Origin of the sequence: Paraburkholderia susongensis, from assembly GCF_900177725.1 — a bacterium.
In the GTDB taxonomy this organism is placed as follows: Bacteria; Pseudomonadota; Gammaproteobacteria; order Burkholderiales; family Burkholderiaceae; genus Paraburkholderia; species Paraburkholderia susongensis.
Window position 1 is genome coordinate 156,606 of sequence record NZ_FXAT01000002.1, and the last position, 19,404, is coordinate 176,009.

15 protein-coding genes are annotated in these 19,404 nt (G+C 64.7%); 4 read left to right on the forward strand and 11 right to left on the reverse strand.

What is annotated here, in order from left to right:
* Positions 1-6: 6 nt before the first annotated feature.
* The gene (locus B9Z01_RS05825) at positions 7-2,208 is read right to left on the reverse strand and encodes an NHL repeat-containing protein (protein WP_085481312.1); all 2,202 of its coding nucleotides are present in this window, start codon (positions 2,206-2,208) and stop codon (positions 7-9) included.
* Between the two features lie 690 nt (positions 2,209-2,898).
* Here B9Z01_RS05825 and B9Z01_RS05830 point away from each other — a divergent pair.
* The 3 genes from B9Z01_RS05830 to gmd all read left to right on the forward strand — a co-directional run bounded on the left by B9Z01_RS05830 (position 2,899) and on the right by gmd (position 5,987).
* Positions 2,899-4,038, forward strand: a complete 1,140-nt coding sequence (locus tag B9Z01_RS05830) for an acyltransferase family protein (RefSeq protein ID WP_085481313.1) — start codon at positions 2,899-2,901, stop codon at positions 4,036-4,038.
* 134 nt (positions 4,039-4,172) lie between these two features.
* The gene (locus tag B9Z01_RS05835) at positions 4,173-4,859 is read left to right on the forward strand and encodes an SGNH/GDSL hydrolase family protein (protein ID WP_244195965.1); all 687 of its coding nucleotides are present in this window, start codon (positions 4,173-4,175) and stop codon (positions 4,857-4,859) included.
* 84 nt (positions 4,860-4,943) lie between these two features.
* Entirely contained in the window at positions 4,944-5,987 is a 1,044-nt protein-coding gene (gene gmd, locus B9Z01_RS05840; RefSeq protein WP_085481315.1) for a GDP-mannose 4,6-dehydratase, read from the forward strand.
* Between the two features lie 67 nt (positions 5,988-6,054).
* Here the strand turns inward: gmd and B9Z01_RS05845 are convergent, their stop codons facing one another.
* Complete coding sequence (locus tag B9Z01_RS05845; protein WP_085481316.1) at positions 6,055-6,813, reverse strand: COG4705 family protein; 759 nt, start codon at positions 6,811-6,813, stop codon at positions 6,055-6,057.
* A gap of 334 nt (positions 6,814-7,147) precedes the next feature.
* Between B9Z01_RS05845 and B9Z01_RS05850 the strand changes: the two genes are divergently transcribed.
* Positions 7,148-7,525 carry a VOC family protein gene (locus B9Z01_RS05850; RefSeq protein WP_208625895.1) on the forward strand — a complete coding sequence of 126 codons (378 nt, stop codon included), beginning with the start codon at positions 7,148-7,150 and terminating at the stop codon, positions 7,523-7,525.
* A 124-nt stretch (positions 7,526-7,649) separates the two neighbouring features.
* Here the strand turns inward: B9Z01_RS05850 and B9Z01_RS05855 are convergent, their stop codons facing one another.
* The 9 genes from B9Z01_RS05855 to B9Z01_RS05895 form a co-directional block, all read right to left on the reverse strand.
* Complete coding sequence (locus B9Z01_RS05855) at positions 7,650-8,816, reverse strand: glycosyltransferase family 4 protein (protein ID WP_085481318.1); 1,167 nt, start codon at positions 8,814-8,816, stop codon at positions 7,650-7,652.
* A gap of 50 nt (positions 8,817-8,866) precedes the next feature.
* Positions 8,867-10,096 (reverse strand): glycosyltransferase family 4 protein, encoded by a 1,230-nt coding sequence (locus tag B9Z01_RS05860; protein ID WP_085481319.1) that lies wholly within the window; start codon positions 10,094-10,096, stop codon positions 8,867-8,869.
* Positions 10,093-11,595 (reverse strand): glucose-6-phosphate isomerase, encoded by a 1,503-nt coding sequence (locus B9Z01_RS05865; RefSeq protein WP_085481320.1) that lies wholly within the window; start codon positions 11,593-11,595, stop codon positions 10,093-10,095. Before B9Z01_RS05865 ends, B9Z01_RS05860 begins: the two co-directional genes overlap by 4 nt.
* Positions 11,596-11,598: 3 nt before the next feature.
* Positions 11,599-12,765, reverse strand: coding sequence for a glycosyltransferase family 4 protein (locus B9Z01_RS05870; protein ID WP_085481321.1), 1,167 nt, complete (start codon positions 12,763-12,765; stop codon positions 11,599-11,601).
* Positions 12,762-13,715, reverse strand: a complete 954-nt coding sequence (locus tag B9Z01_RS05875; RefSeq protein ID WP_085481322.1) for a glycosyltransferase family 2 protein — start codon at positions 13,713-13,715, stop codon at positions 12,762-12,764. Before B9Z01_RS05875 ends, B9Z01_RS05870 begins: the two co-directional genes overlap by 4 nt.
* 44 nt (positions 13,716-13,759) lie before the next feature.
* Entirely contained in the window at positions 13,760-15,958 is a 2,199-nt protein-coding gene (locus B9Z01_RS05880; RefSeq protein WP_085481323.1) for a polysaccharide biosynthesis tyrosine autokinase, read from the reverse strand.
* A 203-nt stretch (positions 15,959-16,161) separates the two neighbouring features.
* The gene (locus B9Z01_RS05885; RefSeq protein ID WP_085481324.1) at positions 16,162-17,367 is read right to left on the reverse strand and encodes a polysaccharide biosynthesis/export family protein; all 1,206 of its coding nucleotides are present in this window, start codon (positions 17,365-17,367) and stop codon (positions 16,162-16,164) included.
* Positions 17,361-17,816, reverse strand: a complete 456-nt coding sequence (locus B9Z01_RS05890) for an arsenate reductase/protein-tyrosine-phosphatase family protein (protein WP_085481325.1) — start codon at positions 17,814-17,816, stop codon at positions 17,361-17,363. Before B9Z01_RS05890 ends, B9Z01_RS05885 begins: the two co-directional genes overlap by 7 nt.
* Before the next feature lie 49 nt (positions 17,817-17,865).
* Positions 17,866-19,341, reverse strand: coding sequence for a UDP-glucose dehydrogenase family protein (locus B9Z01_RS05895; protein ID WP_085481326.1), 1,476 nt, complete (start codon positions 19,339-19,341; stop codon positions 17,866-17,868).
* Between the last annotated feature and the right edge of the window lie 63 nt (positions 19,342-19,404).

Genomic DNA, 19,404 nt, shown 5'->3' on the forward strand with positions numbered 1-19,404 from the left:
CCGCGCTCAAGGTTTCCAGCGATACATGAGCACCTTGCCGCGCGCGTCCTCTTCGACGAACACGAGGTACTCGCCGTCGCTGCGCTTTGCGGCGCTGATGCCGTTCGGCACATCGACCCAGCCCGACGCGCGCCCCACTTCCGGGCCCGGACGGATCACGCCGAGTTCCTTGCCGCTGTCCTTGTCCCACACGTGCACGGCGCCGACCGGTTCGACGCCGAAGATGTATTGCCCCTCGACCGTCATGCCGATGATCGTGGCGATCGGTTTGCTCTGCGTTTGCCACGGCAGCGTGATCGCGTAGCGCTGCACGGGGTTGCCGCTCGACCATTTGTCGTAGCGCACGAGCACGCGGCCCACTTCCTTCCAGAAGCCGCGATCGAACGGCATGTCGGCCGTATAGCCGCTCACGTACATCGTGTCGGTGGCGGGCTCGTAGATCGCGCGATGCAGTTCGGTGAACGGCTGCGGCACCGGGTAGTGCGTGAGGTTCGAATACGAGTAGACCGGATTGCCCTTCGCATCGAGGCCGCCGAAACGGAAGCGATAGATGCCCTTCGTATCGCGTGTGCGCCAGATATCGCCGGCGGTGTCGACCCACCAGCCCCAGCCGCCCGCGAGCTTCGTGCCGCTCGTGTTGAGCGTGAACTCATCGGCATCGAAGCGGCCGTCGCCATTCGTGTCGCGCCAGATCCAGTCGCCGCCCGGCGGCGCATTCGGCACCTTCGCGACCGCGCGCTCGCGTCCCGCGATAAAACCGGAAGGAATCGCGGTCTCGCCGTCATGCTGCGCATCGAAGCGATAGATCTTCAGATGGTCCGCGTACATGTCCGTCAGGAACAGGAACGTGCGGCCCTTGAGCCTGCGCGCGATCGGCAGGCCCGGATACTGGTCGGTATGAAACACGGGGTCGTCCGGATACTTGAAGCGGTTCGACAGAAAACCCGCGTATTTCCAGTCCTGTCCCGGCGGTTTCGAGAGATCGAGTTCGAAGCGTTTGTTGCCGGTATAGACGCTGTTGGGACGCGCCGGATCGATCCACGCGCCGTCGACGAACAGCAGCCCCTCGACCTGCCAGTTGCGCCTGCCGTCCGGCGCATAGCTTTCGAGCGTGGCGCCAAGACCCGCGCCGATCGGCGCGTAGCGCGGGCCGATGCCGTTGGTCGACACATAGACGTTGCCGCGCGCATCGACGCCCACGCCCGTGAGCCCATTGAAACGCTGCGGCCCCGGCTTGCCCGCGACGCCGCTAAAAATGCCGCCGCGCTCACCGAGCGCGCCCGATTCCGTCCAGCGGCCGTCGCGCTTCGTGAAGAACAGCACCTGCTGGCGCGGACCGTTGTCGGCGATCAGGATGCGGCCTTGCGCATCGACGGCGAGATCGACGGCGACCGTATCGGCCGGCAGCGTGAAGTTCTCGTCGATGCGCTGCCCCGTCGCCGTGTAATGCTCGATGCCCGGCGCGCGTTCGCTGCGCGTGCCGCTCAGCACCCACAGCGTGCCATCGGGCGCGAGCGCGATGCGCCCGGGTTCGTGCACGTCCCACGCCGTTTTCCGTTGCATCGATTCGGCGTCGTACACTTCGATGCGATTGCGTTCGGTGTTGGCTGCGAAGAGCGTGGTGTCGTTCGCGGCAAGCCCGCCGATTTCGGCGCTCGTGCCAGTCGGCACTTCGTTCATCATCAGAAAGCCGGCGGCGAGCTGCGCGTGCGGGTCCGCGTTTTTCACGGCGGGCTGGAACGGCGCAACGCGTTTCGGATCGGCGAGCGTGCGGCGCGAAATGCCGAACCATTGCTTGCCCTTCTCCGGCCATACGCCCGGCTCGACGAGATGTCCCTTTTCATTGCCGACCGCGACCGCGACGAACGCGTACTTGCGATTCACCGCAATCGCGTTGCCGCCGCCATTACCCCAGCCATGCGTGCCGCCCGCGAAGCCGAGCATCTTGCCGTCCTGATAGACGCTGGCTTCGGCGCCGCTCTCATCCCACGGCGTGTTCGTGTACACCTTGCCGTCGGGACTCACCGCGATCGCGGTGATATTGATCTGCGTCCACGTGCCGTCGCCGAAACCGAAGCTATTGCCGATCCATGAGGTTGTCGCATTCAACGCCGTTTCCGCGCGAGCCGGCAAACTGACCGATAGCGTGACCCATGCGGCGGCGCATGCGATCGTGGCAAACCAGCTTCTGAGCGTGAAACGGGGCAAGGCAGATCCTCCAGTCAAGATCCAGTCGATGCGGCGCGCGCGGGCCTGTTACCCGTGCGGTGCGAAATGCAGTGATGTGGCAAGGCGCAATGCCTGAAGCCACGCGGGAGAACGTACGGAGCGCGGCCAATTCATGTGGCGCACGCGTGCGGCAAGGATGGGCGTGGCGCGCTCGGGCTCAGCCGGTACAGGATTCACCGCAAGGCTCACAGCGAGCCGCAGGCGAATCCACGAGCCGCCCTGGACATTCCATCCATACAGCGCACATTACGCGGAAAAAACGCGGCGACGAAAATCGAAAATAATTCAAAAATATTCGATTATTTAAGCCGTGCGAAAGAAAGCAATTTAAAAATACAGAAAAACGGAATCCCGGGGCGATGTATGCGTTCCGGCGCCAGGTCATCCCTTCTTTACCGATGCAATCTCCCGCATCGGGAATTTATTACGCGCGGCACCGATGCCTTCGAATAAGCATATAAACATGCCGGCAATGGTTAAAAGAAATACCCTGTTTCAATCTGATTCACTTATCTAATTCCTTCGCGTTTTTTCGCGATTTTATTTTCCCTAGAATCGATTGCACTTCTGTTGCGACGCGAAGCGCGCGCGCCCCTGCGCCCCAATTCCGGGCGAAGCTCGCGCGACACCGCGCCGCCCGGCCCATCCGCTTCACACCATGGACGGTTCATGACTGCCAGCGCATTGCCCCTCGCGCCCTCTCACTCCCGCATCGTGCAGCTCGACGGCCTGCGCGCGATCGCCGTGCTCGCGGTGTTCGCGCAGCACGCGTTGAAAGCGCCGCTGTGGATGGGCGTCGATCTGTTTTTTGTTCTGAGCGGCTTTCTGATCAGCGGCATCCTGCTCGATCGCAAGACGCGTCAGCAGTCGTATTTCAGGTACTTTTATGCGCGCCGCGCGCGGCGCATCCTGCCGCCCTACATCCTGCTGATGGTCGTCTCGTCGATCCTGTTCGGCCTCGCGTGGGCGCAGCATTGGTACTGGTATGCGTTTTTCGCGACCAATATCGGCGACGCGCTCAATCAGAGCGGCCACGACAGTCTCAACGTGCTGTGGTCGCTCGCGGTCGAAGAGCAGTTCTACATCTTCTGGCCGTTCGTGATCCTGCTCGTGCCCGAGCGTCTGCTCGGCTACGTCGCGGCCGCCCTGATCGTGCTCGTGCCGGTGCTGCGCGCGGTCGCGACGCCGTGGTTCGATTCGTTCTGGCCGATCTACTACCTGACGCCGTTCCGCATGGACCTGCTCGCGGCGGGCGCGCTGCTCGCCGTCGCGCTGCGGCGTGACCGCAATGCGCTCGAACCGTTCAAGGGCCTTGCGGTGCTCGGACTGCTTGCCTCGCTCGCGGTGCTGGCATGGCTGCATCTGCACTTCCCGCGTTTTCGCGCGGCGAACACGCCGCTCTCGAATGCAGGGCTCTACAGCGTGTCGCTGGTGCTGTGCACGTCCATCGTCGTGATCGCGCTGCAAAGCAAGGGCATCGTCAAACGGCTGCTGTGCAATCGCGTGCTCGTTTATATCGGCACGATCAGCTACACGATTTACCTGATTCACCTGAGCGTGCTGTACATGGTGTGGCCGCTGCATCTGAATCGCTATCTGAGCGCGGCGGTTGCACTCGCGATCACGCTCGTGTACGCGAGCGTGACCTGGTTCGCGTTCGAGAAGCGGCTGATTTTCGGTGCGCGCGGCAAGGCGAACCTGCAGAGCCAGCAGACGCAGACGCACGCGCATGTGTCCACCGCGGCAATGAGCGGTGGCGCGAAGGCCAGCGCCAACGTCGTGCGGCAGGCGCCGCAAAGCCGCGCGTGAGGTCGCTCATGAAGTCGCTCACGACCCGCCGGCACCGCATCGCCGCCTGCGTGCTGGGCGCTGTGTCGACGCTGGCGACTCTGGCGATGCTTGCACCCGCAAGCTGCGAGGCCAATGCGGATGCCCGGCCGCTGATGCAGCCGCAAGCGCGGGAACAAGCTCAGCAACAAGCGCAAGTGCTGATCGACGCCTACGGCGATTCGACCACGCTCGGCATTACCTGCAGCGACGGCCATTGCGGTCCGCAAGCGCGCAACGCGGTGACCTATCTGCAGGACGACTTGCAGGCGCATTACGGCGAGCGCGTGCGCGTCGCGAACTACGGCGTCGGCGGCACGATGGCAACGCAACTGCGCGACGGCAACGGCCATCGCCAAACCAGCCGCAAACCGGAATCCACCGCCGGTCTGCCCTGGCGCGAACGCCTCGCCGCGTCGCCCGCGCAGATCGTGTTGATCAACTACGGCATCAACGAAGTGATGCAGAACCAGACGCCCGAGCAGTTCTACGCGGCCGAAACGGCGCTCGTGCAAACCGCGCGCGCACTCGGCAAGGAGCCTGTTTTGCAGACCTCGAACCCGATGCCCGACAACCGCCTCAACGCGCGGCTCGCCACGATGGTCGCGATGACGCGGCGTGTCGCTGCCGAGCAGCAGGTACCGCTCGTCGATCAATTCGCTTATGTGAGCAGCGTGCCGGACTGGAAGACGCTGATGTCCGACGGCGCGCATCCGAAGCCCGATCTCTACCGGTTGAAGGCCGCCCAGGATTATCAGGTCGTCGAACCGATGGTGCAGCGGCTACTCGATGGCGTGCATTGAAACGTTTTTTTTCGCGCGCTTCGCAGAACCCGGCTCATGCAGCCGGCGCGCAGTTTTTTCTTTTGACAAACTAGAAGGCAAGCTATGAGCCAACCACGCAAAGCGATCATCACCGGTGTATCCGGACAGGACGGCGCCTATCTGGCCCGGCTGCTGCTCGACAAGGGCTATCACGTGACCGGCACCTATCGCCGCACGAGCTCGGTCAATTTCTGGCGCATGCGTGAGCTTGGCGTGCTCGATCATCCGAATCTGCGCCTCGTCGAGCACGACCTCACCGACCTGGGCTCGACGCTTCGCCTGCTCGAGCAAGCTCAGGCCGACGAACTGTACAACCTCGCCGCGCAGAGCTTCGTCGGCGTGTCGTTCGATCAGCCCGTGACCACCGCCGAAGTGACCGGCATCGGCGCGCTGAATCTGCTCGAAGGCCTGCGCATTCTGAGCCCGAAAACGCGCTACTACCAGGCGTCGACTTCCGAAATGTTCGGTCTCGTGCAGGCGGTGCCGCAACGCGAGAGCACGCCCTTCTATCCGCGCAGCCCGTATGGCGTCGCGAAGCTGTTCGCGCACTGGTCGACGATCAACTATCGCGAGTCGTACAACCTGTTCGCGAGCAGCGGGATTCTGTTCAATCACGAATCGCCGCTACGTGGCCGCGAATTCGTCACGCGCAAGATCACCGACACGGTGGCGAAGATCAAGCTCGGCAAGCAGGACGTGCTCGAACTCGGCAACCTGGGCGCGCAGCGCGACTGGGGCTTCGCGCTCGAATACGTCGAAGGCATGTGGCGCATGCTGCAGGCCGATACGCCCGACACCTTCGTGCTCGCCACGGGCCGTACCGAGACCGTGCGCGACTTCGTGCGCATGGCTTTCATGGCCGCCGGCTACCAGCTCGAATGGTCGGGCAAGGACGAGCGCGAAACCGGCATCGATGTCGCCACCGGCAAGACGCTCGTGCGCGTGAATCCGAAGTTCTATCGCCCGGCCGAAGTGGATCTGCTGATCGGCTGCGCGGACAAGGCACGCGACACGCTCGGCTGGCAGCCGCAAACCACGCTCGAACAACTGTGCCAAATGATGGTTCAGGCGGATATCGCCCGCAACGAGCATCACGAGACGCTCTGATACGGCATGGGTGTGCGGCGGCGCTTAACGCGGGCCGCACAGAGGGTGCGGCTGTCTGGAACTTCAATCAGTGAGCGGCCTTTGCTGCTCTTTGCCTGAAGACCATCAAACTGGTCAGGATGAAGCCGAGAAGCGCAATCGAAGCGGCATAACGGTTCATCGCCAGACCGCCATGGTCGATTGGCTTGTCGAGGAAGTCTCCCAGCGCCGCCCCGAGCGGACGAGTCAGAATGAACGCGGCCCAGAAGAGTATCGTCGATGAGATGTTGGTCCAATAGTGCGCAACAACGAGCACCAGCAGCAGGCCACCGAAAACAATGGCTGCGCCGCTGTAGCCGAGCGCAACCGTGTCAGCAGTCCAGTCGCCCAGCGCGGTGCCGAGCGTCTGGGAAAACATGATCGTCACCCAGTAAAACATCTCGGCCTTGGGCGAAGATACAGTGGTCACCGATACCGAACCCATCACCTTGTACCAGGTGAAGAGCGAGCCCAGCAGCAATACGAGAAGGATCGTACTTCCGCCCGCGTAGCCGATCCCGAGAGACCGGTCGGCAAAGTCGGCGAGCGTCGTACCGACTGTCGTTGTGGAGACGATGGTTACCCAGTAAAGAAGCGGATTAAACCGGTTCGCCCGAATCTGGGCGCTGACAGCGACGACGAATATCACCGCGAAAATGATCGTGGCGACAAGGTAGCCCAGATTCATCGACATCGAGACTGCATCTCCGCCAGTCTCGCCTAGTGTCGTCGCTGCGATCTTGACGATCCAGAAACCAAGCGTGACCTCGGGCACCTTGGTCATCGCCATGTGTTTGGTTGTGTCCATATTCCCTCATGCAGGCAGTCCAGGAGTCCCGTCACCGTCATGCAGAGACGCGGCGCTGAAAGCGCAAACATCGCGTCTTCGTCGCAATGTGGGACATCCCGTTAAGAAAAGTAAGCCAACGTTGGGTTTTAGTGTGCAGGACGCGTCCTTAAGAAAACCTTACGCGCGACCGTGCTTTCCTGCGAAAGCGCACGCGGGCGGCCTATGAACCTGGATCCGGCAGTTGAGACGCGCAAAATCGTTCGAGACTCAGACGTCCACCTACCATTGTCATTGAACGCTCATCGTCCTAGTATTTGACGCGATTGCCGCGCAACTCTCGGGAGAGATGACGATGAAGTGGAAACCTGAAAACTATCCGTCGATGAGCCCGTATCTCATCTGCTCAGACGGGGACGCGTTGATTGGGTTTGTCGAACAGGTGTTCGGCGGGGTGCTCGTGCGCCGCTTTGATCGGCCGGATGGCTCGCTGATGCACGCGGAGCTCAGGATCGATGACAGCGTATTGATGCTGGGTGGTGGCGCCACATCCGCTCACTCGGCCGCGCCGCATATCCACCTCTATGTGCCGGATGTCATGGCGGCCTTCGATCGTGCTGTCGCGGCCGGGGCGACTGTCGTCCAGGAGCCGCAGCGAAAGCGGGCGGACGACGATTTGCGTGGCGGCGTTCAGGACTCGTCGGGAACGACCTGGTGGATTGCCTCGCAGTAGCTGTGGCGAATCCCAAGGGGACCGAGCGCGAACGACCGCCTCGCGGTCATTCGCACAAGCCTGTCGCGGAGATTGAGCGTCGGAGTACGTAAAAGTCCGAATCTCGAGGACACCCCGCGTCGCCTCAGTGCATTGCGTCGCCCGCAATCGCCTCTGCATACACGGCCGCGACGCGCTTCGCGATCACCGAGTTGTCGAAATTCTCGCGCGCGTAGCGGCGGCACGCATCCGCGTCCGGCAATTTCAGCGTGCCGTTCAACGCGCGGGAGAGTCCGTCGGCAATCGCCTGCGCGCCCGTCTGCGGCAGCACCAGATCCGGCGACAGCCCCGCCACCGCCTCGGGCAAGCCGCCCACGGGCGTGACCAGCACCGGCGTGCCCGAGGCCAGCGACTCCACCGTAATCAGCCCGAAGCCTTCGAGCGCGACCGTCGGCACGATGCTGATATTGGCCGCGCGGTACAACGCGGCGAGATGCTGATCGGGCACGAAGCCGAGCAGCTTCACGTTGTGTTCCAGCCCCGCCTCGCTGATGCGCGCCTGCAACTCGGCTTCGAGCCGCCCCTTGCCCGCGATCAGCAGCAGCACGTCGGGAGCCTCGCGCTTGATGAGCTTCACCGCATCGATCAGGTCCTCCAGCCCCATGCGGCGCACGAGACGCCGCACCGCGAGCACGATCGGCCGGTCCTGCGGCAACTGCAGCCGCAGGCGCGCTTCGGCCTGCGTGATCGGCAGATTGAACTGCTCGACGTCGACACAGCCCGGCACCACGCGTACGCGCTCCGGCGAGATCCGGTAGCGCGACGTGAGAATCTTGCCGAATGCCTCGGACAGCACGATGAGCCGCGACGAGCGCGCATAGACCGATTGCTCGAGATAGCGCTTCGCGCGCTGGCCGAGCGAATCGGCGCCTTCGACGTGGCTCTCGTCGGCCCACGGCCCCTGAAAATGCGAGACCTGCGGAATGCCGCGCGTCACGTCGAGCCCCGGAAACGTATAGAGCGCGAAGTGCGATGAAATCACGTCCGGCCGCGACGCGCGGATTTCCTGGCGCAACGCGCGGCGTGCCGCCATGAGCCGCAGCGGCAGCGATTGCGCGGCGGAGCCGAAACCGTTGATGGCGCCATCCGTGTCGGCGGCGACTTTCGGCGAACCGGCCACGACGCCGCGCACCGCGACGCCCGCGCCGGGCAGCGCGCCGACCAGCGAGTAGTACATGCGGTCGAGGCCGCCCGCGCGTTCCGGGAACCAGTGCATCCCGATCTGGAGTGATTTGATTGAACCTGTCGTCATGATTGTTTGCCCCTGTGCGTTGCCTGGCGAATGTTTCGAATGCCGCGATCTCATTCCACGCTTTTCTGCCCGGCCAGATGGTTCAGTGTGAGCGCGTCGTTCTGCGAGACGGCCGATGTTTCCGCCTGGCTGAGCCGGCGGTTTTCCTGCTGCCCGGCCAGTTGCCGGTACAGCGCGATGTATTGCGCGGCCATCCGCGCCCAGCCGAAGCCGGTCGCGAGCTCGCTCGCGGCGCGGCCCATCGCGCGGCGCCTGGTGTCGTCGGAGGCGAGTTGCGTGACCGCGCCGGCGAGCGCCTTCGGATCGTCGGGATCGTCGAGCACGATGCCGCAATCGGGCGTGATGATCTCGGCGCCGCCCGCAGTACGCGCGGTCACGACCGGCAGGCCCGCGGCCATCGCTTCGAGCAGCGACAGGCTCATTGCTTCGTAGCGCGAAGGAAATACGAATGCATCGACCGAATGCATCAGTACCGGCATCTCCTTCACGAGCCCGAGAAAATGCACACGATGCGCGATGCCGAGCGCCTTTGCTTCGTCCGGATACGGGCTGCCCGGCAGAAAGCCCGCCACCGCGATCTGCACGTGTTCGGGCAGGTGCTTGAGCGCGGCGAGCACGGTGCCGAGATTCTTGCGCGGCGTGCGCAGATCGCCGACGAACAGCAGCAGAAACGCGTCCGCAGGCAGGCCAAAGCGCTGGCGATCGCCGCTCGCCGCCGCGAAGCCCTGCGTATCGACGCCGTTGTAGATCACGTCGACGCGGTTTTCCGGCGTAAGACCGATCGCGAGGATTTCGTCGGCGACCTTCTGCGACACGGCGGTTATCACCTTCGAGCGCCGGTACGCCCAGCGTTCGAGCAGCGCATTGCAGCGCGTATAGACCGACTGATACGCGGACCACACACCCTTCGTGAGTCCGAACGGATAGTACTTGCTGCCGAACCAGCCGCTATGCACGAAGTGCGACGTGTTGACGTCCGCCGGCATCCACGTGATGAAGCCGTTCACGTGCAGCACGTCGTATTCGCGGCGATGCGCGCGCAGCCACAGCGCGCTCTTGAATGCGAACACCTGCTGGCGCAGCAGATTGGTCGGCCACCAGTGGCCGATTTTCACCGGCGCCCATTGCACGTTCGGATGCGCGAGCAGGTCAGGCGCAACGTGCGACGCCACCAGCGTCACGCCGATGTTCTCGGCGAGCGCCGCGCTCGCGATCTCGTGGTTGACGCGCCCCTGGCCGTCGTTATGGCGCACTACGTGCGTGACAATGGCGACTCTCAATGCGTGCCTCCGTGACTAAATAGCGTGCGTCTGCGGCTCATCTTCTTGTAGTGGGCCGCGGAAAGAATCGAAAAAACACCCATGAAAAGCAGCAGGCCGCCGGTGCCGACCAGTGAGTTCGTGAACACGAGCATCGCGAAGGTCGCGAGACTGAGACTCAGGCACGCGGACACGAACTTGTCGTCCTTCAGCCGGAACGACGCGAGCACGGCGCGCACCAGCAGCCACACGATGCCGGACATATAGAGCAGCGTGCCGGGCCAGCCGAGCACGAACGGAATGTTCATCACGCCGCTGTCGAAGTTGCCGTACTGACCGAGCTGGCCGCCGTCGCTCGAGAGCTTGGTCGAGGTGCCGGTCGCGCCCATGCCTTCGCCGGACACATCGGTAAACGCGGTCTTCGCGAAGGTCGCGTAGAACTCGTTGCGCGCCGCGTAGCTCTGGTCGTCATGCAGGTTGACGATCGTGTCGAGGCGCGCCTGCATGCGCTCGGCCACCGGCCCGACCGCGAGCAGCGGCACGCACAGGCCGGCGAGCAGCACCGCGCTCGCGACGATGCGCACGCGCACCTTGTTGTTCGACTTCACCAGTTGAATCAGCAGCGCGATGACCCAGCCGCCCCACGTCGAGCGCACGAGGCTCAAGGCGAACGCGAAGAAGCCGAGCGCGGCGGCGATCCAGCGCACGCGATGCGTCGCCGCCATCACGAAGACCATCGCGCCCATCATCGCGAACGCGAACGGCCCCGACGAATTCATCGTGCTGAACACGCGCACGCCCATCGGCACGGGGTCGCCCTGCGAGTTCATCTGCGAGCCGAGCATCCATAGCGCGTCCCACTGCGGCATGATGAAAAACTGGATCAGGCCGTAGCCGCCCATCACGAGCATGCCCCAGATGAAGGTGTTGACGATCGTGTCGCGATACTGCGGATACTGGCGCGTGTTCGCCATGATGTGAAAGCCGATCAGGATCGGATAGAGCCAGTTCGCGAGGTCGTAGGTCGCCGCGAGCGGCCCGCTCGACATCACGCCGATCAGGAACGCGTAGATGAGGCCGAGCAGGATCAGCAGCACCGGCAAGCCGCGACGCTGCGCAAGCAGCCGGTAGTAGCGCAGCAGCGACAGTCCGCTGATCATCGTGACCGCGAGCGGCGCGACCTGGATCAGGCTCGTCGGCGTGAACGCGCCTTTGGACCAGTCGGCGAGACGCCGCACTTCGGGGCTCAGGAACCACAGCCACCACATGAAGCCGACATAGCGCGCCGGGCTCTTGAAGTAGAGCCACAGGCCCGTGAGCACCGCGAGCACCGGAAACGCGAGGGTGAGCACGGTGCCCTGATGCGCGATGATCAGGACCGCCGTGATGAGCCACAGCAGCAGCGGCGGCAGCCATTCCTGCGGACTGCTGGAGAAGAGCCCCCCTGCAGCGCGTTTTGCGGCGCGAGCGTTGCTTGCGCCGTTGGGCTGCACGGGGCTCGCGCGCGGAATCGTCGACATCGTTTACAGACCTCCGCGCGATTCGCGCGCGTTCGCGCCGTGTTGGCCGTCGCGCTGTTGCTGCGCGCGGGCAGGCGCCTGCGCCTGCCCGCGCTCCTGCAGCATTTCCTGCGTGATTCTCACGTGCTGCATCGCATAGTGCTGCGTGGTCAGATCGCGCGCGAGCAAGCCAGCGGCGGCGGCCTGCGCCTGGCGCAGCGCCTGCGCCGGATTCGCGGCAAGCTGATCGATTGCGTCGCGCAGCGCCTGCGGGTCGAACGGCGGCACATAAGCGGCTTCGTCGGCGGGAAAGTAGTCCTGTAGCGCGCCGACGTCGGTCACCACCATCGGCTTGCCGACCGCCGCCGCTTCGAGCATCACGGTAATGCCCGACGCGTGCGAGTTCGGCCGCAGCGGCACGACGATCACATCGGCCCAGTCGTACAGCTCGTGCTGCTTCTTGATGCCCGAGAACAACGCGATCTCGACATTCGCCGCGCGCAGCGACGCGGGAATGCGCCGCCGCGTCGCGAGCTTCACGGTGTAGCGCGGATCGTTGCCGAATGCCCTGATGAGCGTCTCCCAGTCGCGGTCGCGATCGTTGCCGATCGCCGCGATGCGCAGCGGCGTGCGCGGCACCCATTGCGTCGGCGCCTGCACGGGAAAATCGCGCGTGTTCAGGCCGTAGAGCAGCGGCGTCGCGTCGCGATTGAAGTAGCGCCGGCACAGTTCGGCGTTTTCGCTCGCGAGCGTGGTCAGACGATCCGCGCGCGTCATCAGCTTGCGGTAAAACCAGCTGCGCACGATGCCGTACGAAGGCCACTTGTCGAGCAGCCACACGCTTTGCGCGAGCAGCAATGGTGACGCGCCCGCCCCCGCCTTGCGGCCGCACAGCAGCAGCATGAGCGCGGCGGACAGCCACTCCTGTTCGGTGTGCGTCCAGATCACGTCCGAGCGCAGCATCTGCGCGCGATTGCGCCACGTGTGAATGAAATCGAAGCCGAGCGCGGCTTTCAGCGCGCGGCGCACGAGCCGCACCGGCCGGCTTTCGCGCGCGTCCTGCGAATAGCTCAGCGCAAACGCGTCGGACTCGGCATGATGATAGCCGTACAGGCAGCCGATGTCGTCGCCCTGGCGATAAAAGCGCGGATCGGCGCCGTAAAACAGATGAACGTGAACTTTCGTACTCATGTGGACACTCCGCTTCGCGACAGCGCGCGACGCGCTTCATGCCGAGCCTCATGCGCGCCCGCGCGAACCTCGCGCCAACGAGACAGCTTCAGGCGCGCCTGTTTCGACAGCAGCGCGAGCGCCGCATGCGTGAGCCCCGGATAGACCCGCGTGCCGACCAGCGTCCACCACCACCATGCGGTTTCACGGCGCAGCGGCGGCAACTGGTCGCGCAGGATCAGATGGAAGTTGAACGCCGCATTGCGCAGCGCGGCCATCGTCTGCGCGTCGCGCCTGTCGTCGTCGAAACGCTCGGCCGGAAAATGATCGACGGCGACCTGCGGGTCATACACGAGCTTCCAGCCGGCGTTCCTGACCGCGAGGCTGAACGCCATGTCGTTATGCACCTGTGCGCCCGCGCCGCGCAGGCGCGTATCGAAACGGATCGTGCGCACCGCGTCGCGCCGGTAGCTCATGTTGGCGCCTTTGAGGATGTCGACCGCGCGCGCACTGCCGGCACCGAGATGATGATTGCCGATGATCCTGCCGTGCGCGGTCACCTTGCCGACGAGCGGCCGCATGCCGTCCAGCACACGGCCTTTTTCGTGTACCCAGTCGCGTCCGCCGAGTGCGCCGAGGCGTGCGTCCGCTTCGAACGCAGCCGCGATTCGCTCGACCCAGTCGACGCGCGGCGCGGCGTCGTCGTCGGTGATCGCGATCACGTCGCCGCTTGCCGCATCGAGCCCGCGATTGAGCGCCGCGACCTGGCCGGGTACGTCGATCGGCGCGATCACGAGCGGCAGGCTGCCCGCCACGGCCGGATCGCGCAGACACCCATGCGTCGCGTCGTCGTCGACGCGCGCGACCACCACCACTTCGTCGGGCGCGCGCGACTGCCGCCCGAGCGCCGCGAGGCAGCGCACGAGGTCGGCCGGGCGGCGATAAGTCGGAACCAGTACCGTCACTTTCATCGTGATGTCCTCCGTTGATGTCGTGTTCGTGCCGGGGGCCGGTGTCACGTGCTCAGGTATTCCTGAACCGCCGCATAGCCGCGGTCGTAGCCGACGCGCGAGCGCGCGGGCATACCGTTGAAGATGCCGCCCTGCACGTGCACGCCCGCCGCGCGCAGACGCTTGAGCGCATCGGCGATCTCGACTTCGCTGTGCATGCCCGAGCGCATCACGAAGAACGTCGAGCCCGCGTACGCGCCGATGATCGACGCATCGGTCACCGCGAGCACCGGCGGCGTGTCGATCAGGATCACGTCGTAGCGCTTCGCGAGACCGTCGAGGTATTGCGGCAGACGCGGCGACATCAGCAGCTCGGACGGATTGGGCGGGCGGCGGCCGCACGAAATGAAGCTCAGGTTTTCGACACCCGAGGCGCGGATCGCTTCCTCGAGCGAGATCTGGCCGCTCAGCAGTTCGGACAGGCCGTTCTCCTGCGCCCCGCCCACGTAGCGTTCGAGCACGCCGCGACGCATGTCGCCGTCGATCAGCAGCACGCGCTTGCCCGAATGCGCGAGCAGCATCGCGAGATTCACGCTCAGGAAGCTCTTGCCGACGCCGGCCATCGGGCCCGTCAGCATCACGATGCGGTTGCGCGCGTCCATCATCGTGAACTGCATCGCGGTGCGCAAGCTGCGCAGACTTTCGATCGTCACGTCCTTGGGCCGCGCGTTCGCGAGCACCGGGCGCAGCCGTTCGCCGCCGCGCTCGAAGCTGTGTTCGAGCTGCACCTGCTGCGCGCTTTGCGGCACGATGCCGAACACCGGCAGATGGAATGCGCGCTCGACGTGATCGGGATCGTCGATGCCCTTGAACAGATTGCGGCGCAGGAACACGAAGCCGGTGCCCGCGATCAGGCCGAGAATCACCGCCGCCGAGATGATCAGCATCTTCTTCGGCTTGACCGGCGCGCCGGGTCGCAGCGCGGCGTCGACGATATGCACGTTGCCGCCCGTGCCCGCCTTCTGCACCGACAGTTCCTGCACGCGGTTGAGCAGCAGCACGTAAATGTCTTCGGCGACCTTCGCGTCGCGCTGCAACTGCACGGCCTTCACTTCGGTGGCCGGCAGATCGCGGAAGCGGTCCGCGTATTTGGCGCGCTGCGCCTGCAGCTCGGCCATCTGCTCGCGCGCGGCGACCAGCATCGGGTGGTCGTCGCCGTAACGCTGGGTGAGCTGCGTCATCTGCAAACGCAGTGCGGCGATCTGCTGCTCGTACTGCATGCTGCCTTCGAGGTAGACCTTCGCCTCGTCGCTCGCGTTGATCGAGCCGGACTGGCGCTGGTACGCGGTCAACGCGGCCTCGGCGCGTTCGAGGTCGGCCTTCAGGCGCGGCTCCTCGCTCTTCAGGAAGTCGAGCATCTTGCTTGCGTCTACCTGCTTGTTCGACACGTGCTGGCGCAGATACGACTGCGCGAGCGCATTGGCGACGAGCGCCGCATGTTCAGGGCTCTTGTCCTCGAGCGAAATCTGGATCACGCCGGTCTGCTTGCCCTGCTCCTGCACGGTGATCGCCGACTGGAATGCGGTAATCGCGTCGAGGTCGTTCGAGCGTACGACGATGAATTCCTGCCCCGGACGCGCGACGAGCGTCTTGACGCGCATCGTCACGCCGCCGCCCTGCGCCTCCTCGCCGACCTGGCCGCGCAGCAGCAGCGCGCCATTCGGCGCGAGCAGCTCGTAGTGCTGCGCATCGACCACGCGCAGCGTGAGCTTCTGGCCTTCGAGCGCAGGCATGACGTCGATCGAATCGACTTCGACGCTCTCGCCGCCCCACGCATACGAGGTCAGGCCGAGCCACGGACGTGCGGGCTGACCCGGCGTCGCGAGGCGCGCGGCGATGTTGCCGAGAACCGGAATCGTCTTCGGCGTGACGCTGAAGTTCAGCTTCAGCTGCTGCACGACCGGGCCGACCACGCCGCGGCTCTTGATGATCTCGATCTCGGCGTCGGTCGGCAGCGAGGTCGAGCCGCTCGTGATCGCGGCGCCGGTCTGCGTTTGCGTGAGTGCCTGCGAGGTGTTGTCGGACTGCTCGACGCGCACGTGCGCGTCGGCCGAATAGATCGGCTTGGCGAGGTAGCAGTACGCGACCGCCAGCGAGACGATGATCGCGGTGATCGCGAGCAGCCACCAGATGTCGTCGAGGATCACCTGCACCAGTTGTCCGAGGACGACGTCTTCTTCTTCGGTCTTGATCGGACCAGCCATGTGTGGAGAAATTTGATTGCTCACAATTCAATCCCGTTTTGTTTGCCCCGGCGGTTGCCTGGTTGCGTGCGTGGTTTCCTGCTTCTTCACTCACTTCAGCAGCCGCTTCGGCGGGTACTTCGGCGTTTGCTGCGGCCCCGCGCCGCGCGCTCATCAAAGTTCATGAAGGCGATACGGCGCGGGACGCTCTACGGCCCAAACGTTCAGCGCGTCAACTGCTTCAGATAGAACGCTGTCTCCACGGTCGGCAGGATCTGCTGCAACACGCGGTTGAACGTGGTCGACGCGGCGGTGCCGATATAGACGACGTCCATCGGTTGCAACTGGAACTGCGAGGACAGCATGATCGAGTCCGGCTGCGTCATGTCGAGGCGGAACACCTCCGGCGTGGTCGGGTTCTCGCGCATGCCGCGCATCACGAAGATCTGGCGCGGATTGGCGTCGGTGTTGAGAATGCCGCCCGCCTGCGTGAGCGCGTCGGCGATCGTCAGCTCACCCTTGATCAGCGGCATCTGCATCGGCGTCTTCACCTCGCCCATCACGAAGATGCGGCTGTCGCTGCGGTCCGGCACGTTGATGACGTCGCCGTTTTGCAGCATCACGTCCTGCGAGGTGTCGCCGCGATCGAGCATGCGGTTCGCGTCGAGCACGTAGAGTTGCTTGTTGCGCGTCAAGCGCACGCGCTGGATGTCGGCGTTGTCCGTCGTGCCGCCCGAGCGCGTGAGCGCGTCGACCAGCGTGAGCGGCACGTCGCTGACCGCGAGCGGCCCCGGCTGCTTCACGTCGCCCGTGACCTGCACCTTCTGGCCGCGATACGACAGCACGCGCACGTCGACCTGCGGATTGCGGATGTAGCGCACGAGCCCGGAAGCAAGCTGATCGCGCAACTCGGTCGTGGTCTTGCCCGCGGCCTTGATGCGGCCGACGAACGGGAAGAAGATCGTGCCGTCCGCGGCGATGGTCTGGCCGTACGGATCGGCCTGGCCCGGCAGCGCGGCCGTGTACGGCTGCTGCAATGCGCCCGCGACGGACTGCGTGGTATTGCCGCCCGACGAGAGCGTGCTGCCCTGCGGCGTAGTCAATTCGGGGTGATCCCACACCGTGATGCCGAGAATGTCCTGCGGCGCGAGGTGGTACACGTACTGCGACGCATCGGGCAGCGCCGAGGGCGGCAGCACCTGCGTCTTGCTGGCGGCGGCCTTAGCCTGCGCCATGATGAGGCTCGCGTCGATCAGATGGACCGGATAGGTTTCGGTCGGCGCCTTGTCGTTGTCTTTCAGGCGCGACGTGTCGAGATAATTGCCCGGTGCGGTGGCGCAGGCCGACAGAAAGGACGTCAGCAAAAGCGAGGCGGCGAGCTTCGTGCGGAAGCTCGCGAATGAGTTTGCAGTGAGTTTTTTCATCAGCATATTTTCTTCAGCCATCCCATGACCAGATGTTCGATGAGCACGAGACTCTCCTTGTAATCGGCTTCCGCGCAGCCATGCGGGTCGGCGACGTCCGAGTCGGCTTCCCATTTGCCGAGCGGATAGACCTTGCCGCGCGAAGCCGGATCGAGCGCTTCGACCACGCCCACCTGCGCGCGCTCGGTGACGAGCACGAGGTCGGCGGCCCGCACGAGCGCGCGGTCGAGACGCCGCGCGTAGTGGATGCCCGAGGTGATGCCGCGCTCCGTGAGCAGGCGCCGCATCACCGGGTCCATGCCGTCGCCGTTCACTGCGCGAAGGCCCGCCGAATGAAACGCGATCGGCACCGCGCCCGCGCGCGGCGCGGCAGGCTGCCGGGCCTTGAACAGCATTTCGGCGGCAGGCGAGCGGCACACGTTGGCGTGGCAGACGATCAGAACGTTGTCGAACATGGCGGACTCCTTCGAGGCGCGGCGATCGAGGCATTATTCCGGGGTTGTCCTAACGGACCGATGATTCGGCTTCGGTTTCGGCTGCCTTTGGGGCTGCCCTCGGGGCTGCCGCCTCGGCCTGCATGAACCCGTTCGCGCCGACCCTTGCCGGCGCACTGCGCAGCGCATGCTGCCGCCCGATCGCGTGATACTCGATGCCGAGTTCGAGCAGCACGTCCGGCTCGTACAGATTGCGGCCGTCGAAAATCAGCGGCGTTTTCATCACCCGATTGAGCGAATCGAAATCGGGGCTCTTGAAGACTTTCCACTCGGTAAGGACCACGAGTGCGTCGACATCGGTCGCGGCTTCCATCTCTTCGTTCACGAACGAGAGCCGCGCCTGGTGCTGCGGCACGTCCTTCAGATCGAGCGCGAAGACGCGCTTCGATTCGTCGATCGCGACCGGGTCGTACGCTTTCACACGCGCGCCGCGCCGCAGCAGTTCGGCGATCAGCACGCGGCTCGGCGCCTCGCGCATGTCGTCGGTATTCGGCTTGAACGCGAGGCCCCATACGCCGAACGTCCGGTCCGACAGATCCTCGCCGAGGCGCGCGACGATCTTCTGCGAGAGGATCTGCTTCTGCGCGTCGTTGACCGCTTCCACCGCCTCGAGAATGCGCAGGTTCGCGCCCTGATCGGCCGCGGTGCGGATCAGCGCCTGCACGTCTTTCGGGAAGCACGAGCCGCCATAGCCGCAGCCCGCATACAGAAAGTCGTAGCCGATGCGCGGATCGGAGCCGATGCCGCGGCGCACCGCCTCGATGTCCGCGCCGACGCGATCGGCCAAATTCGCGAGTTCGTTCATGTACGAGATGCGCGTGGCGAGCATCGCATTGGCCGCGTACTTCGTGAATTCGGCCGAACGCACGTCCATGTAGAGCGTGCGCTCGCGATTGCGGTTGAACGGCGCATAGAGGCGCTTCATGAGCTCGCGCGCCCTTTCGCCGGGCACGTCCTCGTCGCAGCCGATCACGATGCGATCGGGCCGCGTGAAGTCGTCGACGGCCGCGCCCTCCTTCAGGAACTCCGGGTTCGAGACGACCGAGAACATGTGGTCGGCGCCGCGCGCGGCCAATTCGGCCGCGACCACGTCGCGCACGCGCGAGGCCGTGCCGACCGGCACCGTCGATTTATCGACGATCACCTTGAAGCCCGTCATATGGCGGCCGATGTTGCGCGCGGCCGCGAGCACGTATTGCAGATCGGCGGAACCGTCCTCGTCGGACGGCGTGCCGACCGCGATGAACTGGATGTCGCCGTGCGCGACCGCGGCCTCGACGTCGGTGGAAAACGTCAGGCGTTTCGCGCGCCGGTTGCGCGCGATGATCTCCTGCAGACCCGGTTCGTGGATCGGCACGCCACCGCCGTTGAGCACGTCGATCTTGCGCTGATCGACGTCGAGACAGAACACGTCGTGGCCAATGTCGGCCAGACATGCGCCCGTCACGAGGCCTACGTAGCCGCTACCGATGATCGTCAGGTTCATGTATTACACCTCGGAAAATGGAGTTGATTCAGGAATGCGCTCGCGTGACGCGTTGCCCTGCGT